18 protein-coding genes are annotated in these 23,731 nt (G+C 34.0%); 13 read left to right on the top strand and 5 right to left on the bottom strand.

Annotated features, from left to right (window positions below):
* The first annotated feature begins 97 nt into the window (after positions 1-97).
* Positions 98-2,383: a S9 family peptidase gene (locus H6X70_RS09605; RefSeq protein ID WP_194767464.1), complete on the top strand. Its 2,286-nt coding sequence runs from the start codon at positions 98-100 to the stop codon at positions 2,381-2,383.
* A 120-nt stretch (positions 2,384-2,503) separates the two neighbouring features.
* Positions 2,504-3,517, top strand: coding sequence for an L-glyceraldehyde 3-phosphate reductase (mgrA, locus tag H6X70_RS09600; protein ID WP_194767463.1), 1,014 nt, complete (start codon positions 2,504-2,506; stop codon positions 3,515-3,517).
* Between the two features lie 87 nt (positions 3,518-3,604).
* Here mgrA and H6X70_RS09595 read toward each other — a convergent pair whose 3' ends face one another.
* The 3 genes from H6X70_RS09595 to H6X70_RS09585 form a co-directional block, all read right to left on the bottom strand.
* Complete coding sequence (locus tag H6X70_RS09595) at positions 3,605-4,276, bottom strand: hypothetical protein (protein WP_194767462.1); 672 nt, start codon at positions 4,274-4,276, stop codon at positions 3,605-3,607.
* Between the two features lie 184 nt (positions 4,277-4,460).
* A complete protein-coding gene (locus tag H6X70_RS09590; RefSeq protein ID WP_228530324.1) occupies positions 4,461-4,862 on the bottom strand; it encodes a 3D domain-containing protein in 402 nt (133 codons plus the stop codon).
* Between the two features lie 31 nt (positions 4,863-4,893).
* Positions 4,894-6,870 (bottom strand): thiamine pyrophosphate-dependent enzyme, encoded by a 1,977-nt coding sequence (locus tag H6X70_RS09585; protein WP_194767461.1) that lies wholly within the window; start codon positions 6,868-6,870, stop codon positions 4,894-4,896.
* Positions 6,871-7,029: 159 nt separating this feature from the next.
* On the opposite strand from H6X70_RS09585, the gene H6X70_RS09580 reads away from it, so the two are divergent.
* From H6X70_RS09580 to H6X70_RS09550, 7 genes are all read left to right on the top strand, one after another.
* On the top strand, positions 7,030-7,977 hold the full coding sequence (locus H6X70_RS09580) for an isopenicillin N synthase family dioxygenase (protein WP_194767460.1): 948 nt from the start codon (positions 7,030-7,032) through the stop codon (positions 7,975-7,977).
* A gap of 65 nt (positions 7,978-8,042) precedes the next feature.
* Positions 8,043-8,375: a translation initiation factor gene (locus H6X70_RS09575; protein WP_194767459.1), complete on the top strand. Its 333-nt coding sequence runs from the start codon at positions 8,043-8,045 to the stop codon at positions 8,373-8,375.
* 3 nt (positions 8,376-8,378) lie between these two features.
* Positions 8,379-9,320, top strand: a complete 942-nt coding sequence (locus H6X70_RS09570) for a DUF1835 domain-containing protein (RefSeq protein WP_194767458.1) — start codon at positions 8,379-8,381, stop codon at positions 9,318-9,320.
* Positions 9,310-10,179 (top strand): nucleoside phosphorylase, encoded by an 870-nt coding sequence (locus H6X70_RS09565; RefSeq protein WP_194767457.1) that lies wholly within the window; start codon positions 9,310-9,312, stop codon positions 10,177-10,179. Before H6X70_RS09570 ends, H6X70_RS09565 begins: the two co-directional genes overlap by 11 nt.
* 13 nt (positions 10,180-10,192) lie before the next feature.
* Positions 10,193-11,047: a substrate-binding domain-containing protein gene (locus H6X70_RS09560; protein WP_194767456.1), complete on the top strand. Its 855-nt coding sequence runs from the start codon at positions 10,193-10,195 to the stop codon at positions 11,045-11,047.
* 228 nt (positions 11,048-11,275) lie between these two features.
* Positions 11,276-12,919 carry a polysaccharide lyase family 7 protein gene (locus H6X70_RS17020; RefSeq protein WP_194767455.1) on the top strand — a complete coding sequence of 548 codons (1,644 nt, stop codon included), beginning with the start codon at positions 11,276-11,278 and terminating at the stop codon, positions 12,917-12,919.
* Between the two features lie 199 nt (positions 12,920-13,118).
* A complete protein-coding gene (locus H6X70_RS09550; RefSeq protein ID WP_194767454.1) occupies positions 13,119-14,492 on the top strand; it encodes a TlpA family protein disulfide reductase in 1,374 nt (457 codons plus the stop codon).
* A gap of 177 nt (positions 14,493-14,669) precedes the next feature.
* Here the strand turns inward: H6X70_RS09550 and H6X70_RS09545 are convergent, their stop codons facing one another.
* A complete protein-coding gene (locus H6X70_RS09545) occupies positions 14,670-16,244 on the bottom strand; it encodes an NAD(P)H-hydrate dehydratase (protein WP_194767453.1) in 1,575 nt (524 codons plus the stop codon).
* Positions 16,245-16,586: 342 nt separating this feature from the next.
* Here H6X70_RS09545 and thrA point away from each other — a divergent pair, with 342 nt between their 5' ends.
* The 4 genes from thrA (at position 16,587) to thrC (ending at position 22,156) form a co-directional block, all read left to right on the top strand.
* Complete coding sequence (gene thrA / locus H6X70_RS09540; RefSeq protein ID WP_194767452.1) at positions 16,587-19,031, top strand: bifunctional aspartate kinase/homoserine dehydrogenase I; 2,445 nt, start codon at positions 16,587-16,589, stop codon at positions 19,029-19,031.
* Between the two features lie 66 nt (positions 19,032-19,097).
* Positions 19,098-20,021, top strand: a complete 924-nt coding sequence (locus H6X70_RS09535) for a homoserine kinase (RefSeq protein WP_194767583.1) — start codon at positions 19,098-19,100, stop codon at positions 20,019-20,021.
* A gap of 245 nt (positions 20,022-20,266) precedes the next feature.
* The gene (locus H6X70_RS09530; protein ID WP_194767451.1) at positions 20,267-20,623 is read left to right on the top strand and encodes a four helix bundle protein; all 357 of its coding nucleotides are present in this window, start codon (positions 20,267-20,269) and stop codon (positions 20,621-20,623) included.
* 237 nt (positions 20,624-20,860) lie between these two features.
* Entirely contained in the window at positions 20,861-22,156 is a 1,296-nt protein-coding gene (thrC, locus tag H6X70_RS09525; RefSeq protein WP_194767450.1) for a threonine synthase, read from the top strand.
* 60 nt (positions 22,157-22,216) lie between these two features.
* On the opposite strand, the gene H6X70_RS09520 is transcribed toward thrC, so the two are convergent.
* On the bottom strand, positions 22,217-23,689 hold the full coding sequence (locus H6X70_RS09520; RefSeq protein WP_194767449.1) for a carbohydrate porin: 1,473 nt from the start codon (positions 23,687-23,689) through the stop codon (positions 22,217-22,219).
* Positions 23,690-23,731 lie beyond the last annotated feature (42 nt).

Raw genomic sequence — 23,731 nt, 5'->3', positions numbered from 1 at the left:
AACATTTTATTGAAAATTTGTAACAAATTGTAATTCCCTACTTCTAACTTAGTATTTTAATTAACTTTTAATCCATTTTTTAATTTAAATCACTCAAATGAAAACATCAATTATTAAATTATGCGGTACATTATGCTTATTTTTAGGCATGATTTTACAAGCAAACGCACAAGATATTACCGGAGCTTGGGCAGGAAATATAGCGCTCCAAAAAACAGAAGTGCCCATACTTTTTAACATTAAAAGCGAAGGAACAGGATTAACATGTACCATGGATAGTCCAACGCAAGGGGTGACTGATATTCCGATGGATGAAATTGTATTCGCAGATAATATTTTAACTATTAAATTTAAACAAGTTGGTCTAAAATATGTAGGTACTTATACAAACCATACTTTTGAAGGTACTTTGTCTCAAACAGGTACTGAAGACCATCCCTTAACATTGAAAAAAACTGTAAAAACGCTTCCAGGAAACATTACGTTACCAACTTCCGATGAAGATTTAGACAAACTTGCAAGTTTTAGCACAGGGACATACAAATATTCGGTTGAAGATTATTTTGAAAAACCTAAAGCCAGTGCATTTTCTTTCTCGCCAAACGGCAATTACTTAGCGTATAAAGAAAAAGATGCCGAAGCAAAAAACCATGTTTATGTTAAAAACCTAGAAACCGACGAAGTTAAACAGGTTATAAAAGAAGAAGACGAGTTAATTCGCGGTTTTGGATGGGCTAACGACAATCGTTTGGTATATATTATGGACAAAGGTGGTGATGAAAATTACCATTTATTTGCCGTGAATTTAGACGGTACAGATCAAGTTGAATTAACTCCTTTTGATGGAGTAAAAGTGAATATTCTTAATGGTTTAAAAGAAGACAAAAACCATATGATTATTTCTATGAATCAAAACAACCCTCAAATATTCGAGCCTTATAAAATCAACATTACAACTGGAGAGTTAGTTCAGCTTTATAAAAATGATGATGCTGCGAATCCTATTGATGGCTATGAATTTGATAAAGATGGAAATCTTCGTGGATTTACAAGATTACGTGATGGTGTAAATGTTGATTTATATTACACAACAGACGGAAAAAATTACGAGATTAAAAAGAAATTAAACTGGAAAGATAGTTTTAGTATTTCATCTTTTAATTATGCTAGCGAAAACCCTGATGACGCTTATGTGATTTCAAATTTAGACAGCGATAAATCTGAGGTTTATTTATATGATTTAAAAGAGGACAAGATTATTAAAAAATTGTTTTCTAACAAAGATTATGATGTTTCAGGTTTACGATTATCTAGAAAAAGAGGCTATGAATTGGATTATTTCTCTTATGAAGGTGAAAAGCAAGAAATTGTTCCTGTAAGTCATTATTACAAAAAATTACATAAAAGAATCACATCTAAATTTCCTGATTACAATTACTCTATTGCAGGCGTAACCGATGAAGAGGATAAATATTTAATCTTCATTCAAAGTGATAAATTATACGGCACTTACTATGCTTACGATGCTGTAAAAGACGAATTCAAACTACTTTATAACCTCATGCCAAATCTTAAAGAAGACGATATGGCTGAAATGCGACCTATTTCGTTTAAAAGTAGAGATGGCCAACATATACACGGTTACATCACTTTACCAAAAGAAGCATTAAAAGGTAAAAAAGTACCAGTTATTGTAAATCCGCATGGTGGCCCACAAGGTATTAGAGACTCATGGGGTTTTAATCCTGAAGCACAACTTTTTGCAAGTCGTGGTTATGCAACATTGCAAGTTAACTTTAGGATTTCTGGTGGCTATGGTAGAGCGTTTTTAGAATCTGGCTTTAAACAAATAGGAAGAAAGGCTATGGACGATGTTGAAGACGGCTTGCAATATGTGATTGATAAAGGCTGGGTAGACAAAAAGAATGTGGCAATTTACGGCGGAAGTCATGGTGGTTACGCAGTTTTAAGAGGATTAACTAAAACGCCAGATTTATATGCCTGCGGAGTTGATTATGTTGGGGTTTCAAATTTATTTACGTTCATGCAAACCATTCCTCCGTATTGGAAGCCATACTTAAAAATCCTTAAAGAAATTTGGTATGATGAAGCCGTAGCTTCAGAAAAAACGATTATGGAAGAGGTGTCTCCTGCTTTTCATATTGATAAAATAAAAAAACCACTACTTGTTGTTCAAGGTGCAAATGACCCTAGGGTTAATATTGATGAATCCGACCAGATTGTTGAAGCTTTAAGAGCTAAAGGTAATGATGTACCTTATATGGTGAAATACGATGAGGGACATGGGTTTCATAAAGAAGAAAATAGATTAGATTTATATAAAGCCATGTTAGGTTTTTATGCGAAGCATTTAAATAATTAATCTGCTTTAAATTAAATTTTAATACAGCTTAAGCCTTATGTTTTAATCAACATAAGGCTTTTTTTATCATTTCTTTTCGTGAAATATTAACTATTTTTACAGTAACTAAACTTAATGATCATGCAAATAAATGATAAATCGGGCGTTCAAAACTACTTAGCCGATTCAAAACGTTACGAATCTATGACTTATAAAAGAGCCGGAAAAAGCGGCGTGCTTTTACCAGCTATGTCTATTGGTTTGTGGCATAATTTCGGATTTATAGACAACCTTCAAAAAGGTAGAAACATTCTTAGAACAGCGTTCGATTTAGGTATTACCCATTTCGATTTAGCCAACAATTATGGTCCGCCTTATGGTTCGGCTGAAGAAAATTTTGGAACCATTTATAAAAATGATTTTAAGTCGTACAGAGATGAATTATTCATCGCTACCAAAGCAGGATATGATATGTGGCCTGGTCCCTACGGAAACAACGGTTCTAGAAAATATTTAATCTCTAGTTTAGACCAAAGTTTAAAGCGTATGGGTTTAGATTATGTTGATATTTTTTATCATCACAGACCAGATTACGAAACACCATTAGAGGAAACCATGGGCGCTTTGGCCGATATTGTACGCCAAGGAAAGGCTTTATACGTTGGGATTTCAAACTACCAACCTGCCGAAACACAAAAAGCTGCTAAAATATTAAAAGCATTAAATGTGCCATTTATTTTGCATCAAGCCAGATATTCAATGTTCGAGCGTTGGATTGAAGACAGTCTTTTAAATACATTAGAAGAAACTGGGGCGGGTTGTATAGCGTTTTCACCTTTAGCGCAAGGTATGCTTACCGATAAATATATAAACGGAATACCTGAAGGTTCTAGAGCTTCAAAAGATTTATCGTATTTAGATAAAGACGTGGTGTCTAATCATATTGGTAAAATCCAAAAACTTAATGCTATAGCTAAAAATCGCGGACAAAAACTTTCGCAAATGGCTATTGCTTGGATTTTAAGACAGCAACAAGTTGCTTCTGTTTTAGTGGGTGCAAGCTCACCAAATCAACTAAAAGAAAACGCGAAAGCTTTAGATAATTTAATATTTACAAGTGAAGAACTTAGCGCTATTGAAAAGATTATTTCTTAATTCTTCATTGTTTATAGCGCATTAATAAAACAAACCCCTGAATTTATTTGGGGGTTATTTATAATTCATGAAGAGTGAAAACCGCCATTACTCTTTTGTTATAATAACCGTGGCTTTTACCCCTGTAGATAAATTCCATTGATCGTGGGTAATTACAGCACCAGTATCATCCATGACCTTAAATTCTGCCGTATTAGGACCGGATTGGCCTTGGTTTAAAGCAAGAAAATCTATTTTGTTAATACCTGGTTGTAATTCTAGTTTAAAGCCTTGAAAACCTCGGTTTAAAAAAATTCGAGCATGAACAATATCGTCATTAACCAAAACCTGAATGACATCACCATCGGGGTAACCATGATCTCTATAAACCACGTTTACAGATTTTGCCTTACTATTAAAGTCTCCTAAAAATTGGTCGACCGAACTACCGTTTCTAAGTTCTAATTCTCTTTTGCTCAACCTAATATCTTCTATGTTTTTGTTGATATTATCGATATACAACTCACCTGGGTCTCCAAATTGTTCGTCAGAAAACATGGAAAACTCTTTTTTAGGAAAATCTAAGTTTTGAGAGGGTTTTGGAAGTTCGAAATCAAGTTCTTTATTTTCTTCTTTTTCGGGTTCAATTGGTTTTACTTCTGAAGGTGCTTTAGGGGCTTCGACAGCAGGGATGCTAAAAGACTTTTTTCTACTATCTATCTGAGAATAACCTGATAGTGAGAATAAAATCATTAAAATATATAAAACATAAGATTTCATTAATCTTCTAATTTTTTTGTTGGGGTTCGCTGTTTTAATAACAACAAAGATATTTTTTTCTTTGAAACACAACGAATTGCCGTTACTTTTTTAGTAGATGTTTAACAATTATCATTCCAAAATACAACTAGCATGAAACAGGTAGATTTAATCAAAAATTAAGTTTATAAATAGAAAATAGCACTTATTTTTCAGGCATTCCGTAATCAATACAAACCTTTCTTCTGCCCCACTGCAATGCGGCATCTACATCAAGTCCCATATAAATATCAATATGGTTTTTCCATCTGGAATGCATTTTATCTTTTACAATATACACGCCTTCAAGCCCTTCGATTTTAACAAGCGTATTGTATTTTAGCTCGTGATGTAGTAAATCTCTTGAAACGGCGATATATTTAAGTCCAGGATATAAACTATCTCCAAAAGCTGTGATGTGTGGATTCGGACTCGTTTGTGCAGGAATAGAATTGTATGCCGATGCTGTTACTATTTTTGAGCCCCACACAAAATGATCAACCACTGTTTTGTCTTCCTCTTTACAGCTACAAACTACACATAAAATAAAAAGTAAAAATAGTCTCAAAATTATTGTTTTAGTGTGTTTAAGATAAGCATTAATACGCTAATAAGTCTTTTAAAGCCTTTTCAAATCTAGATTTCGCTAAATATTGAGTTTCCAACTGTTTTGCAAATGGTATGGGCGTATCTAAACTCGCGACACGCTTTACAGGGGCATCTAAATACTCAAAACTTTGCTCCATGATTAATGCTGAAATATCGCTTGCTATCCCTCCAAAAAGAGAATCTTCCTGAAGAATAATGGCTTTTCCTGTTTTTTTAACTGAAGTAAGAACTGCAGTTTCATCTAAGGGTTGAAGGGTTTTCAAATCTATTAAATCTGCCGAAATATCGGGGTTGTTATTTAAAACTTCTAATGCCCAATGTACACCTGCTCCGTATGAAATTATCGTAATAGCATCCCCTTTACGTATTAATGAAGCTTCTCCAAAAGGCAAAGTAAAATAATTACTAGGAACATCTTGGCGCACCGTTCGATATAGACCTTTGTGTTCAAAAAACAAGACGGGATTGGGGTCGTTAATAGCTGTTGCTAGTAAGCCTTTGGCATCGTAAGGGAAAGCTGGATATACTACTTTTAAGCCTGGGGTTTTTGTGAACCAAGCTTCATTGGTTTGCGAATGAAATGGCCCTGCTCCAACACCGCCACCACAAGGCATTCTTATAACCACATCGGCATGCTGTCCCCATCGGTAATGCGATTTTGCTAAATAATTAACCACGGGATTAAATCCTGATGAAATAAAATCTGCAAATTGCATTTCTACAACACTTTTCATCCCTGCTATGGAAAGCCCCATAGCAGTTTCAATTATTGCCGATTCGCAAATGGGCGTATTTCGAATGCGGTCTTTACCAAATTCCTCATAAAAACCTTCTGTTATTTTAAAAACACCACCGTATTCTGCTATGTCCTGCCCCATAATTACTAAATCATGATACCGCTGCATGCTTTGTTTTAAACCTTCAGAAATCGCATCAATAAATCGTATTTCTTTTGCTTCTGAATTGTTTTTAATATTCTGATAATCAAATGTTTTGTAAACATCATTTAATTCATCTATTTCATTATAAATAGCTTCATTTTCTTCTGATGAAAGCTCTAATTCTTTATGAATACTATTATTAAATGCTTCTTTTATTTGAATAATTTCTGCTTCATTTAAAATATTTTCAGCTTTTAAAAAGCTTTCATAATTTGCAATCGGGTCTTTAGTTTTCCAAGTTTCAAAAAGCGATTCTGGAACATATTTGGTACCGCTAGCCTCTTCATGACCACGCATTCTAAAGGTTTTAAACTCGATTAAAACAGGTCTTGGATTATTTCTCATGCTTTCGGTAATTTTACTGACTTCCAAAAATACTTCAACAATATTATTACCATCAATACTATGCGATTCCATGCCGTAAGCAGCTCCTCTGTCGGCTAAATTTTCACAATTATACTGTTCATGAGTTGGCGTTGATAAACCATAACCGTTATTTTCAATGCAAAACAGAACTGGTAATTGCCAAACGGAAGCCACATTTAAAGCTTCATGAAAATCGCCTTCACTGGTACCGCCTTCTCCTGTAAAAACTGCTGTAACTTGCTTTTTGTTTTTCAATTTGCTTGCCAAAGCAATACCATCGGCAACCCCTAATTGCGGACCTAAATGCGAAATCATCCCCACTATTTTATAGTCTTGAGTTCCAAAATGAAACGAACGATCACGCCTTTTTGTAAAACCTGAAGTTTTACCTTGCCACTGTGCAAACAAACGGTGTAATGGGATGTTCCTGCTTGTAAAAACGCCTAAATTTCTGTGCATAGGTAAAATATACTCTTCCGGATGTAAAGCCATAGTAACACCAACAGAAATAGCCTCCTGGCCAATACCAGAAAACCATTTGCTTATTTTGCCTTGACGTAATAGAACCAGCATCTTTTCCTCAATTAACCTTGGTAACAGCATGTTTTTGTACAAGTTAATTAAGGTCGAGTTTTCAAGGTTTTCACAATTATATTCCATGTGTATGTAGCCGTTTTGTTTATAAATTCTCGCTTGTATGCTTTATCAAATATACCATAAAATGCGAATTATTAATTAGTACATAAGCCTTTCCGTAGGCGTACAATTTTTGCAATGTTTTTGTACATTTGTGTAAACCACATTTTTAAATGATTCCTCATGAATACAATTCCTAGTGTCGATTTAAACGACTTTATTTCTAATGATTCTAATCGAAAACAAAAATTTGTAGACGCGATTGGTAAAGCCTACGAAGACATTGGTTTTGTAGCATTAAAAGGTCATTTTTTAGACGACACTTTAGTTGAAAATCTATATAAAGAAGTTAAAAACTTTTTTGATTTACCTCTTGAAACCAAACAGAAATATGAAATTCCGGGCATTGGTGGCCAACGTGGTTATGTGTCTTTTGGAAAAGAAAGTGCAAAAGGCAAAAAAGAAGCCGATTTAAAGGAGTTTTGGCATTTTGGACAGTATGTTGAAAATAACGACAAGCTAAAAGCAGAATATCCTGAAAATGTTATTGTTGAAGAACTTCCAGAATTCAATAAAACAGGAAAAGAAGCTTATAAAATGCTTGAAAAAACAGCAAAATATGTTTTAAGAGCCCTTGCAACACATTTAGGATTAGAAGAAACTTATTTTGATACATATATTTATAATGGGAATTCTATTTTACGCCCCATTCATTATCCGCCAATAACCGAAGAACCAAAAGCCGCCGAACGTGCTGCAGCTCATGGTGATATTAATTTAATTACATTGTTAATGGGCGCTCAAGGCCGTGGTTTACAAGTGCAAAACCATAAAGGCGAATGGATTGACGCTATAGCCGAGCCCGATGAATTGATGATAAATGTAGGCGACATGCTCTCCAGACACACTAATAATAAATTAAAATCGACCATTCATCGTGTAATTAATCCGCCTAAAGAGCTTTGGGGAACTTCGCGATATTCCATTCCGTTTTTTATGCACCCGATTAGTGCTATGAAACTTGATGTTTTAGATGTTTGTGTGGATGCCGAAAATCCGAAAGCTTTTGAAGATATTACAGCTGGCGAATTTTTAAACGAACGATTAAAAGAATTAGGGTTAATAAAATAAAAGATTGAAGCTATTCCCTACCCTTTTTTTAGCGTAACTTCAAATTATAAATAGTATTGAATCTTATGGATTTACAAGACCAATTAAAAAATTTATTTCCTGATCATATCGAGGAAGAAAGCAGCACTGAAAATGAAGCCGATTCAACTAAAATCTGGATGCAAGACGACCCGATTTTATGTAAATATGAAAAACGAAAAGGCAAACCCATTACCATTTTAGAAGGCTATACGGGGGCTACCGAAGATTTTAAAATATTAGCAAAAGAAATCAAAACCAAATTAAGTGTAGGTGGTAGTTTTAAAGATGATAAAATTATTATTCAAGGGGATTACCGCGATAAAATCATGCAAATGCTTAAGGAAAAAGGGTTTAATGTAAAACGCGTAGGCGGTTAAAAAATGGAAAAACAAACACTTCATATTACAAATGGTTCGGTTTTAACCAACCTTTTAACCGAATTAAAGGTTGAAGGCGACTATTTAACTTGGCAGGCCATGTTGTGTGAAGGCCCAACAACTGAAAAAGTATTTTCGGAAGAATTTTTAGAATTGCGAAAAGTTCATTTTAAAAAATTTTATGATGTTGAAGTCGATAACGAACTTATTGAAAACGAATTGGAGAAGTTAAATCATTCAAGTCGTTATTCTGAAATCGTTTTGTGGTTTGAGTATGATTTGTTTTGCCATATTAATATGGTGGCAGTTATCAGTTTAATAAAGCAGAAGAAAATTAATTTGCCCATCTATTTAGTTTGCAGTGGCCGTGTTAAAGGGAGTAAGAACTTAAAAGGCCTTTCGGAATTATCTTCAGAACAACTCCTTCAGCATTATAAAAACAAAGTCCTGCTTAACGCGGAAGACCTAGAAATGGCAACAAATGTGTGGAGTATATATTGTGGTGTAGATCATAATTTATTAAAACCTTTAATTGTAAAAAGTTCTTCTTTCGATTATTTAAGCAATTGCCTTAAAGCACATTTAGAACGTTTTCCTGATGCTGTTTCGGGTTTAAATGATTTGGAGCGTAATATTTTAGTCATTTTAAATACACAAAAAATAACATCGAAAAATCATTTGCTAGGATACATTTTAAATTATCAAGGTTTTTTTGGCTATGGAGATTTTCAGTTAAAACGAATCATTGATGAGTTAGGTGTGTTTTACACAATAAAAGAGGACCATTTAGAACTGAATAGAGACGGCCATTTAGCACTTCAAAATCAGCACAATTTCGCCGATACAATTGATAATCAAATGATTTATGGCGGAGTAAAAAAAGCAGCTTTTCATTTTAGTCGTACTGAAAACAAACTCATCAAATCTGTGCATTATGACGATTAAAGATTCAGAGCTTATTTTAAATCCAGATGGAAGTATTTATCATTTAAATTTAAAACCCGAACATATTTCAGATACCATTATTTTGGTGGGCGATCAAGATCGTGTCAATAAAATATCTAAGCATTTTGATGCTATAGAATTCGAAACTCAAAAACGTGAATTTAAAACTCATGTTGGTACTTTCAAAAACAAACGCATAACAGTAGTTTCAACAGGAATTGGCCCAGACAACATCGATATTGTTTTAAATGAATTGGATGCGCTTGTTAATATCGATTTTGAAACAAGACAACCTAAAAAGCATATCACAAAACTAAATATCATTAGAATTGGCACTTCGGGCTCTGTACAAAAACACATTCCTGTAGATGCTTTTGTGTTAAGCACGCATGGCCTAGATATTAATGGTATGTTACACGCTTATAAAACGGAAACGATTTCCAATCCCGATATAGAAAACGCTTTTATAAAACACACCAATTGGAGTGCGAATAAAGCGAGACCAATTGTTATAAAAGGGAGTACTACTTTAGAAAAACTGTTAGAAAGCGATCTTACACATAAAGGCTTAACAGCAACTGCTGGCGGATTTTATGGTCCACAAGGGCGTGTATTGCGATTAGCTGTTCAAGACCCTAATTTGAACACCAAAATGGATGCTTTCAATTTTAATGGCATCTGCATTTCAAATTTTGAAATGGAAACTTCAGCGATATATGGCTTATCAAAATTACTCGGTCATGAAGCTTTATCTTTAAATGCTATTATTGCGAATCGTGCAAATGGTACTTTCAGTAAAAATCCTTCAGCAACTATAGAGCAGCTTATTTTATATACACTAAATAAGCTTATTGGTTAAATCCCTTTATACTATGAAAAAAATAAACATTGGCGGTGTTCCAGAACATTTTAACTTAGCTTGGAATTTAACTCTAAAAGAAGGCGCATACAAGAAAGAAGGCATCAATTTAAGATGGCAGGATTATCCTGATGGTACAGGCGCTATGTGTAAGGCTTTAAGAAGCGGTGATATCGACATGGCTGTTATTTTAACCGAAGGTATTGTTAAAGACATTATCGCAGGCAACCCAAGTAAAATTATTCAAACTTTTGTGCAGTCGCCTTTAATTTGGGGCGTTCATGTTGCAAATACATCAACTTATAAAACTGTTAACGATTTAAAAGGGACTAAAGCCGCAATTAGTCGTTACGGTTCCGGCTCACATTTAATGGCGTATATTAATGCTGAAAACCATGGTTGGGATTTAAAAACCGAATTAGATTTCGAAATTATAAACACTTTAGAAGGTGCTGTTAAAGGGTTAACTGAAGGCAAAGCTGATTATTTTTTATGGGAAAAGTTTATGACTAAACCCATAGTAGATGCTGGTGTATTTAGACGCATAGCCAATTGCCCTACCCCTTGGCCATGTTTTGTGATTGCTGCTCGTGAAGAATTTATTGAACAGCACCCTTCACATTTAAAAACCATACTCCAAATTATTAATAACACCACTTCAAAATTTAAATCCATTCCTAATATTGATAAAAGTATTGCTAAGCGTCATAGTTTAAAATTAGAAGATGTGCAAGAATGGTTAACACTTACCGAATGGTCGCAAAGCTTAATTGATGAAGCTACCATAATGGAAGTTCAAAATCAATTATTCGCCTTAGATATTATACCTGAAATAGTTGACTACAAAGTTTTAACTCACCTTTTGTAACTATCTTTGTAAACCATCAACGCAAGACTGGTTTTCTAAATCTTTATTTATCGTTTACGAATTAAGTCGCACATAATTATATTATAATTTATGCTAGCTTATTAATATCGTAAAAATTCATTTGGCTATTTAGGTAGTTTTATATAAATTCGCTGAAATTAAAACTGGTTAACCAATTAGGTTTACCAGTTTTTAAACTAAAAACCAACAAACCCTAAATTAATAAAAATGAAACAAAACTTACAAAACAGCATACGCTTATTCACAATTTGCTTGATGCTTTTGTCGTTCATGGCTCCCGTATCTGCACAAACCATTCCTGCAGATTTAATGACAAACTGTAGCCAATGGAAGATTACAAAACCCGATGGTTCTGAACAAAAACCATTGTGTGAATACCCAAATCAAGACTACTTCTATGTAAATAATGCAGAAGATGCCATTGTTTTTCGAGTAGAAATTAACGGAAGTAACGGATCTACAGCAAACTCAAATTACATCAGATCGGAGCTTCGTGAAAGACTTCCTGATGGAACTTTAGATATCTACTGGACTACAGCTGGACAACATGTTATTTATGTGGAGCAAGCGATTACGCACTTACCAACTTATAAAGATCATTTGGTAGCGACTCAAATCCATGGAGATAAAGCCGCAGGAATTGATGATGCCATGGTACTGCGTTTAGAAGGATCACATTTGTTTTTATCATTTAATGGTGGTGTATTAAGAGATGATGTTACCATTATACCAGATTATGTTTTAGGTACTAAACATGAAGTGATTTTTGAAGTTATCGACGGTAAACATTATTGTTATTATTCTGAAGCAGGTGGCCTAAAAGCACTTTATGATAGCGGTAGAGCTAATGCTGCTCAGTATTTAGTTACAACGAATGAAGATGAAGATGGTAACCCAATAGCTACTAGAGATTACGTGCTGGATCGTAATTATGACCAATCTTACTTTAAAGTTGGGAATTATACCCAATCTAATGTTTCTAAAGAAGAAGAGTATGCAAAAAAGGATGGACTTACTTACGACCCTAGTGCATTAAATTACGGTGAGGTTGAAGTTTATAACTTTAGTGTGATTCATAATGGTGTTGCTGATGGTGGTAGCGAAGGTGGTGTTAACCCTCCGCCTCCAGGTTCTACAGATCCTGCAGTTGATGAAATTACAATTCTTGATGCTACTGCGATTGGCACCCAAGTTGGCGCAGGAAAAGAATATGTTAGTCCGCATTACGCTTATGATGGTATTGTTGATACGGGTTATTATTGGACTGGAGATGCCAAAACAGAGCCTGAAGTTTCTATTACATTAGATTTAGGTTGTAATCGTGATTTAACCGATATTGGAATTTATTTCTTAAAAGCAGACGAAAGAACCACTAATTTTGATGTTGCAGTTTCTCAAGACGGAAATGCATTTACCACCGTTATTGCAAACCAAAATAGTGCTGTTGCGGGGCATACTGTTAATGATCAACAATTATTTGATTTAACAGGAAGCAATGGGCGTTATGTGAAAATTACAGGAAACGGCAATAGCGCCAATACAGGTTGGACTAGTATTGCTGAAATAAGACTTTATGGTGAAAATGCAGATTGTTCAACATTAAGTACTGGTGATGTACATGCTAATACTAATACATTATCCATATATCCAAACCCTGCAGGAAACACTATAAACTTTTCTAATGCAAAAGATTTTGAAACTGTTGAAATATACAACTTAGTGGGTAAATTAGTTTCAAAACAAGCTATTCAAGGAAGTTCAATGGATATATCAAACTTAAAATCTGGTTTATATATTTTCAAATTTTCAGGAAAAAATAGTACAGTAAACAAACGTGTTATTAAAAAATAAGCGTTAAATACATACATTTAAAAGCAGATGGAATTTTTCATCTGCTTTTTTTATGCTTTAAAATCATCAATTATTTAAAATACAATTTATAACATCTTGTAATTCAGTAAAAAAGGAATAAACCAAATGTTAATATATTTTTAAAATAGACTCAACCATATTTCAAATTATTACATTTGGGCAAATCAATAATTTTAAAATGAGAAAACTACTTTTATTAACACTAGCTATTTCGGTGTTTGCATGCAAAAATGAACAAAAACCGAACTATGCTATTATTTCTGGAACCATAACCAATAAATTACCAGGCGAACTTACCATTAATACTTACGACAGAACGTTTACTGAAAAAATAGAAACATCTAGCGATGGAACTTTTAAAGACACGCTAGATTTAGAACACGAATCGTATGTGTTTTTCGACGGGAAAAATCCTATTTTCTTATATGTAGAACCTGGTTACAACTTGAACATAAATTACGATGCTAACGATTTCGAGAACACACTTATTATTACAGGTGAAGGTGCTCCTGAAAATAATTATTTAGTTCAAAAACTAAAAAAAGGGCAGCAATTATTAGGCGATAATCAAACACTTTATACTTTAAATGAAGACGATTATAAAAACAAACAACGTGCTGTGGTAGATTCATTAAAAAACCTATTAAATAACACTAAAGGCATTTCTAAAACCTTCAAAACTAAAGAAGAAAAGGAGTTAAACTACACTTATTTAGCAGCATTAAACATTTATGAAAAGGCTCATCAATATTTTTCAAAAAATAACGACTTTAAAGTTTCAGATGATTTTTTAAATGAACTTGAAGGTTTCGATTATTCCGATGAAAAAGCTTATGAAACATCAAGAAGTTATAAAAGCATTGTTACTAGTCATTATAAAGAACAAATTGAAGCTTTAATAAAAAATGATTCATTATCACAAGAAGAGGCCTTTTTTACAACCATTCGCGAAATTCCGAATGAAAGCATTAAAAACAGTATTTTATTTGATTATGCAAAGCAAAGTATAGCACATTCAAAAGACATTGAAGCGTTTTATAAAACCTACAATGAAATCTCTACCAACGAAAAAAACAATACTTTAATTACAGAACAGTACAACAAATTAACGGCTGTTACAAAAGGAAAACCATCTCCCAAATTTGTAAATTATGAAAATTACAAAGGCGGCACTACCTCTTTGGACGATTTAAAAGGTAAATATGTTTACATTGATGTTTGGGCTACTTGGTGCGGACCATGTAAACGTGAGATTCCTTTCTTAAAAGAATTAGAAAAAAAATACCACGATAAAAACATCGAATTTGTAAGTCTTTCTATTGATAAAGTTTCAGATCGAGAGAAGTGGAAAAAAATGATTGAAACTGAAGACTTAAAAGGCGTGCAATTATTAGCCGATAACGATTGGAAATCGTCTTTTGTTCAAGAATATCAAATTCAAGGCATTCCAAGATTTATTTTAATTGATACTGATGGAAACATTGTAGATCCTAATGCTCCAAGACCTTCAGACCCTAAGTTGGTTGATTTATTTACAGCATTGAGTATTTAATATCTGTAAATTATAAAGCTTATTTGAAACCTAAAATTTGATTCTCGATACTGATTTTACTTATATGCCAATGTAAAACTCACTAGGAACAACAAATTTTCTTCAAATAAAGGCATCAGTATAATTAAGCTTAAAGCTGTTTAAAAGTGTATAATCTTTTAAACAGCTTTTTTGTTTCTATTCTTCTTTAGCCTCTTGTTTTGCTTCTTCATTTGGTGCTTCAGCTGGAGCTGGTAATTCTGGTTGTTTAAATAAATCTAAAAACGCATCACCCAAATAGTCTAAAACATGACTAGCTATTAAACTCTCATAACCGGTTTGTTCTACAGCAATATCAGCAGATTTCCCATGAAGGTAAACCCCAAAAATGGCTGCTGTTATGGCGTTATAGCCTTGGGCAATTAATCCTGAAATAATCCCCGTTAGCACATCACCACTTCCTGCGGTTGATAAACCAGGGTTTCCTGTAGAATTTATGTAAAGATTTTCATTTGAAACAGTTATAGAAAAAGCACCTTTTATAACGACAATCACTTTGTGCTTTTTTGAAAAAGCTTTCACTTTTTCAAGCTTATCAAAATCATTTGCCCAAGAGCCAATTAAACGTTCCAACTCTTTAGGGTGTGGTGTTAAAATGGTTTTTTCAGGCAGCAATTTTAGTAAAGCTTTTTTCTTTGCTAGAATATTCAACCCATCGGCATCAATTACTAAAGGGGTTTTGTTGGTTTTTAAAAAAGCTTCAAAAGCAGCTATCGTTTTTGTATCTGTCCCCACTCCTATTCCAAAGCCAATTACCGTAGGTTCAATATCAAATTTAATACTTGTTATTTTTTCTTCATCTGCATCGGTTATCACCATAGCTTCAGGAAAAGACGCTTGTAATGGCGTGTAACCACATTTAGGAAGGTATGCAGAAACCAGTCCTGATCCTGCTGATAAGGCGCCACGACTCGCCAAAGTTACTGCTCCTATTTTACCATAACTACCACCAATAATTAATGTGTGTCCAAATTGGCCTTTATGCGAAAACTTTTCTCTAGGAATATAATGTTGCAATACATCCAATTTACCTATCAATTCGGTGTCGGTTTCTGTGTTTATTAAATACTCCGGATCTAAACCGATATCTAAAACCTCCCATTGCTGGGTGTATTTAGCGGTTTCTGGCAAAAAGAAGACCAATTTTGGCGACGCAAAACTTAAAGTAAATCCCGCCCAAACCACATCGTTTTCATCTTCCACAGGTTTATCAACAAATAGTCCCGAAGGGATATCAATCGATAATGTAAAAGCCCCCGAAGTTTTAAAATAAGCAAATAAAGCTTTTACCCAATCTACAACCGGACGGTTCAATCCGATTCCGAAAATAGCATCAACTATAATGTCTTTAGAGGCTATTTCAGGGAAATCATCGGCGCTTTTTAAAGGTTCAGGCCAGGTTTTTGTAACAGACTTTAATCTCTCATAATTCACTAAAAAATCCTTGGTACGCTTATCATTATAATCAACAATATAAGTGTTTACGTTGTAACCATGTATGGTTAAAAGTCGTGCTAAAACCAAACCGTCACCACCATTGTTTCCAATACCACAGAATATATGAATAGGGACTTGGGCGCCCTGCATACGCATATGCATCCAGTTAAAAATTTGTGTTCCGGCGCGTTCCATTAAATCGGTTGAACTTATATTTTGCCTTTCGGAAGTTAATTTATCGCCTTCGTAAATTTGTGCTTTTGAAAATATTTTCATGGGTTATTTTATTATGAATTTTTCAGTACTTATTAGTGTTTGCCTCGTTTTTTCTATCAAACACGATACAATATAAGAATACTGCAAAAAATATATTTTAGTTTTTTTATAAGTTTAAAAATAATACTTTTGAAGTGTATTATATAACTATAATGAATCTATTCAACCAAAATACAGCCCTGTCAAACTCCTTTTCTTTAAAAGGAACAGTTACATTTTTTGGTACAACTACAAACATTACAACCCTTTGGGGTTGCTAATTATATATTCTTCGGGCTATTTTTGCGGTTTTATAAATCGCAACATTTCAATTATTATTTCTAATTATCAATTCATTAAAAAATGAAGGTTTTAAAATTTGGAGGAACTTCAGTAGGTTCTGCAAAAAACATAAATAACGTTATAAGTATTTTAGAAAATTACAGTAAAAGTGATGCTGTAATTTGTGTGGTTTCAGCGGTTGGTGGTATTACAGACAAATTACTTTTAGCAGGAAAACAAGCGCAAAATAAAGATCAGGCTTTTCTAGAAACGTTTGAAGATATTAAAGAAAGACATTTCGAAATTGTTAAAGCATTAAACCCTAACAATAACGAAACCATTTTAAAATACGTAGAAGATAAACTTAACAGTTTAAAGAGTTTGTTGGAAGGTATTTTCCTAATTAACGAATTGTCTCCTAAAACATCGGATAAATTAGTGAGTTTTGGCGAATTATCGTCGTCTTTCATTATTGCAGAAACGATGAAAAATAGAGGGCTTTCAGCTGAAAGAAAGAATTCTCAAGAGCTTATCGTTACCAATGCTAATTTTACTAAAGCAGAAGTTAATTATACTGTTACCAATAAAAATATTCAAGATTATTTTAAATCGGCTTCTCAAAAAATCACGATTCTTCCAGGTTTTATTTCGAAATCTGCAGCAGGCGAACAAACAACCCTTGGTCGTGGTGGTTCCGATTTTACAGCAGCCATTATTGCAGCCGCTTTGAAAGTAGACCAACTTGAAATCTGGACCGACGTAAGTGGTATGTTTACAACCAACCCGAAATTGGTTAAACAGGCCTACCCTATCGATAAAATTTCATATCAAGAAGCGATGGAATTATCGCATTTTGGAGCCAAAGTATTGTACCCACCAACAGTACAACCGGTTTTAAATTTGGGGATTCCAATTCATATTAAAAACACTTTAGAGCCAGAAGCTGTGGGTACTATTATTTCTAATGATGAAACCAATTCTACCGCGCCAGTTAAAGGGATAAGTAATATAAGTAATATTGCACTATTAACTTTAGAAGGCAGTGGAATGGTTGGTATTCCTGGGTTTTCAAAACGTTTGTTTGAAACGTTATCGCAGGAGAAAATCAACATCATTATGATTACTCAAGCTTCTTCTGAACACTCTATCTGTTTAGGAATTGAAGAGAAAGATGCTGAAAATGCTAAAGTTGCCATTGATGCTGTTTTTGAAAATGAAATCGCACTTAATAAAATTGAACCTATCATTATAGAAACTGGTTTATCTATTATTGCTCTTGTGGGTGATAATATGAAAAATCACCAAGGTATTAGTGGTAAAATGTTTAGCAGCTTAGGAAAAAATAACGTGAACGTTAGGGCTATTGCTCAAGGGGCTTCAGAAAAAAATATCACGGCTGTAATTGCAGAAAAAGATGTAAAAAAGGCATTAAATACGTTACATGAGCAGTTTTTTGAGTCGAAAACAAAGCAACTTAACGTGTTTATTACAGGTGTTGGAAATGTTGGCGAGCGTTTGGTGGAGCAAATCCATCAACAAAAGAAATTCCTTAAAGACAACTTAAAAATAAAAATGCGCGTTGTTGGTTTATCGAACTCTAGAAAAATGATTTTTGCTGAAGAAGGTATCGATTTAGCCAATTGGAAAGCACAATTAGAGGAAGGTGAAGCTGCAACTTTACAAGGTTTCTTTGAAAAAACTAAAAGCTTAAATTTACGCAACAGTATTTTTGTTGATGTAACAGCAAATAAAAACGTAGCCGACCTTTACGCTCAGTATTTAAGAGAAAGTATTGGTGTGGTTGCTTGTAATAAAATCGCTTGTTCTAGTGATTTTGAAAACTATAAATTACTAAAACGTTTATCTCTAAAATATAATGCACCATTATTGTTTGAAACTAATGTTGGTGCAGGATTACCAATTATTGATACCCTTAATAATTTGGTAGCTTCAGGTGATAAAATCCATTCGATTCAAGCCGTTTTATCGGGAAGTTTGAATTTTGTATTTAACAATTTTAACGACACTACTAAATTCTATGATGTGGTTAAGCAAGCAGGCGTTGAAGGCTATACCGAACCAGATCCTAGAATTGATTTAAGTGGTGTTGATGTGGCTCGTAAAATCTTAATCCTTGCTAGAGAAAGTGGTGTTGAGATGAATTTAGAAGATATAGACAATAAATCATTTTTATCTGAAGCTGGATTAAAAAGTGATACTGTTGATGATTTCTATGAAACTCTAATTGCTGATGAAGCGCATTATCAATCCTTATATGCTTCCGCGAAAGCGAGCAACTGTCAGTTAAAATACGTGGCAAAATTCGACCAAGGAAAAGCAAGCGTAAGTTTACAAGAAATTCCAGAGGGACATCCTTTTTATAACCTAGAGGGTAGTGATAATATTGTGATGTTCTACACACAACGTTACCCTAAGAACCCTATGATTATTAAAGGAGCTGGAGCTGGAGCCGACGTAACGGCTTCTGGATTATTTGCCGATATTATTAGAATTGCAAACGACTAAATCATGTTACATAAAAAAGATTCTTGTTTTTGTTCTAGTGCCCCAGAAGGTTATTTACTAGACAGTATGAATGAAATAAAAATATTTTCGCCGGCAACGGTTGCTAATGTGGCTTGTGGATTCGATGTTTTAGGCTTTTGCTTAGACAGTGTTGGCGACGACATGGTGATAAGAAAGGTTGAAAAAAAAGGCATTCATATTACACATATAGAAGGTTTCGATTTACCTAAAGAAGCCGAATTAAACGTAGCAGGTGTATCTGCTTTAGCGATGTATAACACCTTGTGCATTGATTATGGTTTTGAAATTGAAATCTACAAAAACATAAAACCTGGTAGTGGTATTGGAAGCAGTGCAGCAAGTGCTGTGGGCAGTGTTTTTGGTATGAACGAGCTTCTCGGAAGACCATTTAATAAAACAGAACTTACTGAATTTGCTATAAAAGGAGAAGCTTTAGCTAGTAAATGTGAACACGCAGATAACCTAGCCCCTGCTCTTTTTGGTGGCTTTACATTAGTAAAAAGTGTATCGCCGTTACAAATTCTAGAAATTCCTTCGCCAGACGATCTTTATGCGACGATTATTCATCCGCAGATAGAAATTAAAACTTCTGAATCTAGAGCCATTTTACCAAAAGAAGTGGCTTTATCTGATGCCATTGCGCAATGGGCAAATGTTGGAAGTTTGGTGCATGCACTACATACAAGCGATTATGACTTGATTAAAGATTCGCTACACGATGTTATTGTAGAACCTCATAGAAGCAAACTCATTCCGCATTTTAGCGAAGTTAAAACAGCTGTTTTAAATGCCGGCGCATTAGGTTGTGGTATTTCAGGTTCTGGTCCTTCAATTTTTTCATTGAATAAAGGTTTGGAAACGGCTAATAAAGTTAAAGAAGCTATGGAAAATGTGTATGCAAAAACAGATATTGCTTTTGAAATTCATGTATCTAAGATAAATACTAAGGGTGTGAAGATAGTGCTCTAGTTGGGCTTAATCTTATGGGTAGTATAGACTGAAGACGGATGACAGGTGACGAGAGAGCTTACTCTTATGGGGAGTTGGACAGAAGACAGGAGATTGATGACGGGAGAGCTTACTCTTATGGGTAGTTAGACAGAAGACGGATGACAGGTGGCGGAAGAATGGAGAATGCTGATAAATTTAGAAAAAAATAAACACATATAACTAAACCTGTAAAGTAGTATCGGTCTCTGGTTAATTTTCACAATATGAACAAATTCAAATTTGAAAAACTTATCATTTGGCAAAAAGCCATGGATTTTGGAGAGGTTATCGATAAGGTTTCTGTAGAGTTTCCTGATAAAGAGAAATTCAACTTGTCTTCTCAAATTTGCAGGGCTTCAGATTCAATAGCTTTAAATATTTCAGAAGGTTCTATTGGTCAATCAAATCCTGAACAAAAGAAGTTTGTCGGTTATGCCATACGTTCTTTAGCTGAAGTGGTAACTTGTTTGTTCAAAGCTAAAAGGCGACACTATATTTCAGAAGAACACTTTTTAGAGTTATATGATGAGTCTTATCATCTTATGAATATGATGAGTGCTTTTAGAAAAAATATTAAGTAAAAGAGAAAAAGTAATGATAGAAGTTAAGCGGAAGAAGGATTTACTCATATTCAAATAATGAATATCTTTGAAAAATTTTAAAAATATAAATATAATTTTCAAACTAGAAGCGAAACAAATCATCTGTCAAAAATAAAACAAAATCAACCACCCGTCTGCCTTCATCGGTCTTCGGTCAAAAATAAAACATAATCAACCTCCGTCTACCTTCAACGGTCTTCGGTCAATTTTTTAACAATGAACTATTACTCACTAAACCATAAAGCCCCGAATACAACTTTTGAAAACGCTGTTGTAAAAGGTTTGGCTCCAGATAAAGGCTTATACTTTCCTGAAAGTATTACGCCATTACCAAAATCGTTTTTTGAAAATATTGATAATTTATCAAATACAGAAATTGCTTTTGAAGCGATTAAACAGTTTGTTTCACCAGAAATTCCTGAGGATGTTTTAAAAACGATTGTTGAAGAAACATTGTCTTTTGATTTTCCTGTTGTAAAACTAAACGATAATATTTCAACTTTAGAGCTTTTTCACGGACCAACTATGGCATTTAAAGATGTTGGAGCGCGTTTTATGGCGCGTTGCTTAGGTTATTTTAATCAAAATAACACTAATGAGGTTACTGTATTGGTGGCGACTTCTGGAGATACAGGGGGTGCTGTTGCCAATGGTTTTCTTGGAGTAAAAGGTGTTAATGTTGTGATCTTATACCCTAGCGGAAAAGTGAGTGACATACAGGAAAAACAACTTACAACGCTTGGACAAAATATAAAAGCATTAGAAGTTAATGGTACTTTTGATGATTGTCAGGCTATGGTTAAAGAAGCTTTCTTAGATGAAAGTTTAACGAGTAAAATGCAATTAACTTCTGCGAACTCTATAAACGTGGCGCGTTGGTTGCCACAATTATTCTATTTTATGTTTGCTTACAAGCAATTACATAACGAGTTTGAGGATATTGTATTTTCTGTACCTAGCGGTAACTTTGGTAATGTTTGTGCTGGCATGATGGCGCAACAATTAGGTTTACCAATTAAACATTTTGTAGCCTCAAACAACGAAAATAATGTGGTTACACGTTATTTAGAATCCGAATTATACGAACCAAAGCCTTCAGTGCAAACTATTAGTAATGCTATGGATGTTGGTGCGCCAAGTAACTTTATTCGTATTCAAGAAATATATAAGAATAACTTCGAAAGTTTAAAAAACAATGTGTCTTCTTATAGTTTTTCAGATGATGAAACTAGAGAAGCCATGTTAGAAATTTATAATAAATACAACTATGTGGCCGATCCGCATGGTGCTGTTGGTTATTTAGGCTGTAAATCACACTTAAAAAATCAGCCAAATGCACACTGTGTATTTTTAGAAACAGCTCATCCTACCAAATTTTTAGATGTTGTTGAGGAAGTGATTAAAGAAAAACAACCATTACCAGAACAAATTCAAGCGGTTATGGATGATAAGAAAGTATCTGTTGAAATAAACAACTATAACGACTTGAAAAACTTTCTTTTAGAGAAATAAAATAATATACTAAGTATTGAAAATCCTGTCTGAAAAACATAAATATCAGACAGGATTTTTTTATTTCCAAAGCCACCATTCGGCTTTAAATCCGAAATAATAGCCCCATTGTTCTTCGCCTGTAAATTGCAAATATGGCGAGTATAGGGTTTCTTTTGCAAAATCGTTATATCTCGCCAATGAAGCCACAAACCTTAAATGTGGTCGTGCCCAAATATCTCTTAAACCTGTTGGCACATACACAGGAGCAACACTAATTTTAGTCATACTCGCTATAGGGTTTGTACCATCTTTACGCTGCGAATAATGCAACTCACCTAACAAATGAAAAAAATCGGTGATGTAAAATTCATGACGCGTACCTACAGTAAAGTCTTCTTTTCTATTATAAACCTCTTTTTCAAAATAGGTTGGAGCTAAATTATTTAATGAAGAACCACCCTTGCTTTTAGTATAAATAACGTAGGCATTCATTGTGTAGTTTGTTGATAAATTCATAACCGTATGATTTACCAATGCCAATGAATAAGCCTTATTGTATCTCAAGGTCTCTTCATCTGGCGCCCCAAAAGTGAGCCATGTTTTGGAAATCCCACCATCGCCTCCATTAGCAATTCCGCCACCGTATCGTAAGGTGAAATCGTTAAACGAGCCAGGTAGCATCTTTTTTAATTGCAAATTATACCGAAACCCCAATACATAACCGTAATCGGAAGGGAAATTTACAGCTTCTTCTACATCCTCATCATCTTCGTCTGGTAGAGTTCCATCTTGCCCTTTTTCCATATGATGGTATTCTGCAAGGGCTGTTATGGTATTATTTTCATCTAAATAAAAATCGTGTTCACCAACAAAAACAGTCCGTTGTCGTAAAGCAGCACTTGGTGTACCTGTTTTAATATTTAAGTAAAAATATGGTGGTAACGTCGAAGTTGTATCAACAGAGGCAACAAAAATTGTAGATAAACGGGAGTTTTTATATTCCACACCAACGCCTTGACCAGAATGATCGTTAAAATAAAAATGATCGGCAATATGTACATCGGCACCACGATATAAACGCGATCCAATCCATATATTTAATTCTTTTCCTCGAATATTTCTTGCTTCAGCATAAATTTCAGGTAATGCAAAGGATAAACCACCAACACTAGATGTGGATGTGTTTCCAAAAGACGTTAAGCTCGTAGAATAAGCCGCTAAACGCACTTGTACATGAATAACGGTTTCGTCACCTTTCTTAGGGTTAAAAACAAAATTTGGAGCCAATTCTAAATAATCCTGTTCTTCTAAACGCCCACCTATACTGCCCATATTATTCAAATTGAGTCGTCGACCAATGGAACCTCCATTTTCAAAGGACCAATCAACACCTACCCGTCCATAAGACCCCAAAGAAAAGTTTTTGTTGCTAGCAAACTCATAATTAATTTGAGCAAATGCTTGAAAATTCAGAAATAAAAAAAATAGACTTAAGATAAAGTTTTTGTGAAAAACAGAAGATTTCAGATTAAAAGATTGATTATTAATCATTTTCATGGTTTTGTTTTTATAAATATACAAGTAATGTTTATT

Source organism: Tamlana sp. I1 (assembly GCF_015355625.1).
GTDB lineage: Bacteria > Bacteroidota > Bacteroidia > Flavobacteriales > Flavobacteriaceae > Pseudotamlana.
This window is presented reverse-complemented; position numbering and strand designations above follow the sequence as displayed.

Coding starts and splice junctions, on each gene's coding strand:
- H6X70_RS17020 (WP_194767455.1), top strand. CDS start 11,276: ATGAAACAAAACTTACAAAACAGCATACGCTTATTCACAATTTGCTTG.
- H6X70_RS09535 (WP_194767583.1), top strand. CDS start 19,098: ATGAATGAAATAAAAATATTTTCGCCGGCAACGGTTGCTAATGTGGCT.
- H6X70_RS09530 (WP_194767451.1), top strand. CDS start 20,267: ATGAACAAATTCAAATTTGAAAAACTTATCATTTGGCAAAAAGCCATG.
- thrC (WP_194767450.1), top strand. CDS start 20,861: ATGAACTATTACTCACTAAACCATAAAGCCCCGAATACAACTTTTGAA.
- H6X70_RS09585 (WP_194767461.1), bottom strand. CDS start 6,870: ATGGAATATAATTGTGAAAACCTTGAAAACTCGACCTTAATTAACTTG.
- H6X70_RS09565 (WP_194767457.1), top strand. CDS start 9,310: ATGACGATTAAAGATTCAGAGCTTATTTTAAATCCAGATGGAAGTATT.
- mgrA (WP_194767463.1), top strand. CDS start 2,504: ATGCAAATAAATGATAAATCGGGCGTTCAAAACTACTTAGCCGATTCA.
- H6X70_RS09545 (WP_194767453.1), bottom strand. CDS start 16,244: ATGAAAATATTTTCAAAAGCACAAATTTACGAAGGCGATAAATTAACT.
- H6X70_RS09560 (WP_194767456.1), top strand. CDS start 10,193: ATGAAAAAAATAAACATTGGCGGTGTTCCAGAACATTTTAACTTAGCT.
- H6X70_RS09520 (WP_194767449.1), bottom strand. CDS start 23,689: ATGATTAATAATCAATCTTTTAATCTGAAATCTTCTGTTTTTCACAAA.
- H6X70_RS09595 (WP_194767462.1), bottom strand. CDS start 4,276: ATGAAATCTTATGTTTTATATATTTTAATGATTTTATTCTCACTATCA.
- H6X70_RS09550 (WP_194767454.1), top strand. CDS start 13,119: ATGAGAAAACTACTTTTATTAACACTAGCTATTTCGGTGTTTGCATGC.
- H6X70_RS09575 (WP_194767459.1), top strand. CDS start 8,043: ATGGATTTACAAGACCAATTAAAAAATTTATTTCCTGATCATATCGAG.
- H6X70_RS09605 (WP_194767464.1), top strand. CDS start 98: ATGAAAACATCAATTATTAAATTATGCGGTACATTATGCTTATTTTTA.
- thrA (WP_194767452.1), top strand. CDS start 16,587: ATGAAGGTTTTAAAATTTGGAGGAACTTCAGTAGGTTCTGCAAAAAAC.
- H6X70_RS09580 (WP_194767460.1), top strand. CDS start 7,030: ATGAATACAATTCCTAGTGTCGATTTAAACGACTTTATTTCTAATGAT.
- H6X70_RS09570 (WP_194767458.1), top strand. CDS start 8,379: ATGGAAAAACAAACACTTCATATTACAAATGGTTCGGTTTTAACCAAC.